This is a genomic window from Fictibacillus sp. Mic-4, assembly GCF_049843615.1.
Classification (GTDB): Bacteria; Bacillota; Bacilli; order Bacillales; family Fictibacillaceae; genus Fictibacillus_A; species Fictibacillus_A gelatini.
This window is the reverse complement of sequence record NZ_JBBHZM010000078.1, coordinates 1-4,766: the sequence shown is the minus strand read 5'-3', so window position 1 is coordinate 4,766 and position 4,766 is coordinate 1. Positions and strand designations below refer to the sequence as shown.

General features: G+C 40.4%; 5 protein-coding genes and 1 pseudogene. All 6 read right to left on the bottom strand.

The features are described 5' to 3' along the window. Positions 1-84, bottom strand: a pseudogene (locus tag WD019_RS21395) (nuclease-related domain-containing protein); the annotation flags it as partial. A gap of 94 nt (positions 85-178) precedes the next feature. Then, a complete protein-coding gene (locus WD019_RS21390; protein ID WP_425712775.1) occupies positions 179-358 on the bottom strand; it encodes a hypothetical protein in 180 nt (59 codons plus the stop codon). 408 nt (positions 359-766) lie between these two features. Next, entirely contained in the window at positions 767-1,576 is an 810-nt protein-coding gene (locus tag WD019_RS21385; protein WP_425712774.1) for a DUF4405 domain-containing protein, read from the bottom strand. A 118-nt stretch (positions 1,577-1,694) separates the two neighbouring features. Continuing rightward, entirely contained in the window at positions 1,695-2,507 is an 813-nt protein-coding gene (locus WD019_RS21380; RefSeq protein ID WP_425712773.1) for a hypothetical protein, read from the bottom strand. A 157-nt stretch (positions 2,508-2,664) separates the two neighbouring features. After that, a complete protein-coding gene (locus WD019_RS21375; protein WP_425712772.1) occupies positions 2,665-4,056 on the bottom strand; it encodes a sensor histidine kinase in 1,392 nt (463 codons plus the stop codon). After that, positions 4,046-4,720 carry a response regulator transcription factor gene (locus WD019_RS21370; protein ID WP_425712771.1) on the bottom strand — a complete coding sequence of 225 codons (675 nt, stop codon included), beginning with the start codon at positions 4,718-4,720 and terminating at the stop codon, positions 4,046-4,048. Before WD019_RS21370 ends, WD019_RS21375 begins: the two co-directional genes overlap by 11 nt. Between the last annotated feature and the right edge of the window lie 46 nt (positions 4,721-4,766).

Genomic DNA, 4,766 nt, shown 5'->3' with positions numbered 1-4,766 from the left:
GGATTCATAATAATAGTCCCCTTCATAATTTTTCACTTCGAAAATATAAATGGTTTCTGAAGCAATGATGAGTGAGTCAATTTGGATCTGTAGAATCCGGTGATAGAATACTCAATAGTTCCGGTTGAAAATTCCCCACGTTTACCGGACAATCCCTCTGGGAGGGAGTTGTTCAAAATTATAACGAATGGGGAATTTTCAACTGAGGTTGACAGATCGCCGTGTTATTGATAGAGAGCATCAAATCGTTAAAGATAAAGCATTCACATTGAAGTTCCTTTGTCAATAAATCAAACTTCACCTCCCCTTCAAACCCTTTTTTCAGATTGAAATAGTACTGCTTCATTTGATCAGGCAAATCCATTCTCCTGTATAAAAGTTTTAGAATTTGCAACTCTTTAGATTCAGTTCTGGATTTATAAGGCATTGGCAATAGTCAACATCCTCTCTAACCTTCTTTTCAATATAGTTTTCAAAAACTTATAAGATGTTTGAGATTCTTGCAAGACGGGGAATGGATGGGGACAGAAATTTAAGAGGCAATTCATTAATGTGCAGTTCTTATTTCTCTCTAAAATTTTACAACACTTTCCTGAAAATATCGAGCTTCATAACGTTATGGATTTTGCATTAAAAAGGAGTACCATATCTGGCACACCTTTTCATTCGAATATCTAATTATAATGCCTGGTTTCCCCGGGATAAAAACATTCTTTCAGCAAAAATTATTTTCATAGCCACTTTCTTTTGTTTTAATCGATAGCTGCTATCCTACATTTTGAGGATGAACCAGTCTTGATTTTCTTTTATTCCTCAAAATGCGTTGTTCCACATAATAAGTTGGAATAATGATGGCTGCCCATATCGCGAAATAGTTAAGAACGACGAGAAATGGATTGCTCTTGCCGCCGTGTCCATCTCTTCCGTGAAACTTCACTTCACCTAAATCTCCGTCGGGCGGTCCTTGATGTACATTGTTGGCAAACTGTCCATCGCCTTTTGGCAGCATTTGTTTCTTGTTGAAATCACCTGCATTGATAGAAGCTGATGAAGAAAACCATTGGATTCCGCCTGCCAAAACGGCAAGTGCCAGGACAACTGATGCAATGGCTCCCCTTCTAAGTTTTCCTTCCTTCGATTGAAACGCTTTTCTACAAATGTTCATGATCCACTGCCAATGTACTGCAATATGCAAGCCAACCAATGCGAGTGTCATGTCGGCTGATAAACTATGGATGCCACGAATCGCGTGGCCCTCTTGAATAGCCAGACCCGGAAACACTACCCTGGAAATGAATATGCCTGAAATAATAACGGTAGCCATCGAAATTAATAGCAAAATATTTAAGAAAAAACTAAATCGGGTCTTTTTAGGGAGGTTGCTATCAAAAATTTTTTTCGTTGTCGTAACTACCCACCGATAGTTCAATCCGATATGGATAAGAATCGCTGCTCCTATTACAAGCCCGGCAATTTCATGAAAGGGCAGCCCGTTTAATACTCTTGGATTCATTAGCAACACAAACGTTATTGCCATCAGTAAATCGAATACGATTTTTGTATAATTCTTTTTCATGTTATGTCCTCCGCATTTAAAATTACAAACAGAATATACATCATTCAAAAAAGCAGCGTGGTTCATGCACCTCACTGCTTTTTTGATGAGTCAATTATCATGAGCTGCCTGCTTCTTTTTACCGTTCAACGACTTTGTCCTTCCAATCGAAGCCCTCCCTTTTCATATGAAAAATTCCAAATGGATGCTCACGGTCTTTAAATGGAAAAAGATCTAAGTCTTTTACCTTATCAGCATGATTGGTGATAATCTCGTTCAAAATTTCTTCAGTACGTTTACCTTTTGTAACAATGCCGAGTTTTTTCGCAGTTTGAAGGATTTGCCGATCATGCACTTCTTTCGCAAGAGTTGGAATATCTTTTCCCTCTGCTTTAATGCCTAATTTTTTTGCCTCTTTCTTAATTCGTGCTTCTCGTACCTCTTTCGCTAATGTGTCGATTTCTTTTCCGCTTGTTTTGATGCCCAGTTCCTTTGCTTCTTTCTTAATTCGTGCTTCTCGTACCTCTTTCGCTAATGTGTTGATTTCTTTTCCGCTTGTTTTGATGCCCAGTTCCTTTGCCTCTTTCTTGATTCGCGCTTCTCGTACTTCTTTCGCTAACGTGTCGATTTCTTTTCCGCTGGTTTTAATTCCCAGCTCTTTGGCCTCTTTTTTGATTTCCGTATTGCGTATTTCTTTCATCAATGTTTCTGTATCTTTTCCTGTTGTTTTAATACCTAATTCCTTCGCTTTTTGCTTAATCATATCCGGATCGGCTCTAAAACCTTCTTTAAAACCAAAACCGTGACCTCGTTTTGAAAACAGTGCCTCTCCCTGCGATTTTGCTGCCGTACTGCTATCATCATTACTTGCGGCAAATACGGGAACTACCCCCGCAACGCTAAGTGATAATGCTCCTGCCAATATGTAGCCGATTGATTTTTTCTTCAACATGTACATTCCTCCTAAAATTTTTTATAGGTGTAAGAGCAGGCGAGTGTCTTTGTCCTGCTCATCTGTTACTTTATCCTTCAATGATGAAAATTGAGTGAAAAAATGAAAAAAAGCCCAAAAAAAACGCAAGAACCTTTTAAAAAAGTTTCTTGCGCGTCTATTCATTGGCTGGATCCGCCACAGGGATTTTTATCATAAAGGTGGTACCTTGTCCGGGCTGGCTCTCAACGTGAATCGTTCCGTGATGGGAATCAATAATCGCCTTCGCAATGGCCAGCCCTAAACCGTGACCTCCCATTTGCCGTGACCGGGATGGATCTACGCGATAAAACCGTTCGAAAATGCGATGATGGTGTTCTGGCTCAATTCCTATTCCCGTATCTCGTACAGCGATCGTCAATGTTTTCGATTGTTTATACGTTTCTAAAGAAAGCGTTAAATCGACTTCTCCCCCATTTGGCGTGTATTTTATCCCATTTTCAAGCAAAATGTACAATAACTGTTTTAGCCGCTCGCGATCCGCATAAACAACAAGTGCATTTGGAGCATGCAACCCTACTATTATTTGTTTTGAATCCGCAAGTGGCTTAATCGTTTGGATTAATTTATCAACGTCAGAACGAAAATCAAACCTCTCTACAAACAGCTCAATTTTATCTGAATCCGATCGGGCCAATGTCAGCAAATGGGCGACCAGCTTTGTCATGCGTTTCACTTCGTCTTTCATATTGGACAATAGGCTGCGGGAAAATTCGTCCTTCTCGATACTGTTTTCCATCTCCAACGCATTAATAGAAGACAGCATCACACTTAAAGGAGTCCGCAATTCATGGGAAGCATCCGCAGTAAATTCACGCTGCCTTGTATAAGCTTGAATGATTGGGATCATTGCGCGCTTTGACATGATGTAACTGATGAATACGGCAACTCCTGAAAAGACTATTGCCAATATGCTTAATATAATAAGCAGCAATTTATAAAGCCCATATTGATAGGATATATTTTTTCCTATATAAAAAACGCCAATCAATTGATTTCCGTTATAAATCGGCCGTCCCGCCATCAATAGACGAATGTCACGCGATTCCGATTCGCCAATCGCTCCTCGTTGTTCCCATGGATGACGATGCGTTTCTTTCAATGTTTGATATCGCGTTTCATCCATTTGAGGAATCCACCCGATCAAGTTCTTCAACAAATCTTCACGCAATCGGGGATTGACTTCATCTCCTGCAATTAGCTGGCCATCAGAATTCACTACGTAATAAAAAAATTGATCCTCCCCTATTACCGTGATATCCGGACCTACTTTTTTACCCCTCATTAATTGGTCTTTGATGACGATCAACTCTTGATCGGCAAGTTTTTGAATTTGCTTTTCCTGTTGATTCGAGTTAATTTGGTAAACAAGCGTATAATCAATGACAATAAAAAGGATCAGAAAAAGCATGATAAGTGCGCTGTAAATAAGAGTCAAACGAATTTGCGTGCGTTTGAATACGTCCCTTTTGAATGGGTCGCTAAGACGCGACATAATATTAAATTTCAAGTTTGTAGCCCACCCCGCGTTTACTTTGAATCAACTCTTGATGAATGAGCATATGCAGCTTCTTCCGGAGCAATTTCACCGTCGCATCAACGATTTTAATCGACACATCCGCATCAAATCCCCACACACGGTCGAGGATAATGTCACGGGGCAGCACTTGTCCCTTATTTCGTACGAGCAAATCGAATAATTGAAATTCGCGCGGTGTTAACTGAATATGCTTGTTTCCTCGATGAATCGTATAACTTGTGCGATTTAACACGAGACCATGAAGATCGACCGTCTCTTCGACGATAGGGGCATAATTTCGCCTGGAAAGTGCCCGCAGGCGTGCAAGAAGTTCATCAATTTCAAATGGTTTAATGAGATAATCATCCGCCCCCGAATCCAATCCTGCCACTCGGTCCTGGACGGCATCTTTCGCAGTAAGGATAAGGATGGCTCCTGAATAGTCTTGTTTCCGCAGCCGGCGGCATACTTCCACTCCGTCCCCTTCTGGCATCATCCAGTCCAGGATTAACACGTCATAGTGTGACATAAGGGCATAATCAAAAGCGTCATTTCCTGTGGTTACCCAATCAATCTTATATTCTCCTGTTTTCTTTAACATATGAACAATGAGCTTCCCAAGCCGGAGATCATCTTCTGCTAATAGGATGTTCATCTTACTAAATCCTCTCTAGTCTAGTGAACTACCCGCCACTTAAAAT

Bases quoted from the DNA above. Each gene is read 5' to 3' on its own strand.
- WD019_RS21385 (WP_425712774.1), bottom strand. From the start codon at position 1,576: ATGAAAAAGAATTATACAAAAATCGTATTCGATTTACTGATGGCAATA.
- WD019_RS21380 (WP_425712773.1), bottom strand. From the start codon at position 2,507: ATGTTGAAGAAAAAATCAATCGGCTACATATTGGCAGGAGCATTATCA.
- WD019_RS21370 (WP_425712771.1), bottom strand. From the start codon at position 4,720: ATGAACATCCTATTAGCAGAAGATGATCTCCGGCTTGGGAAGCTCATT.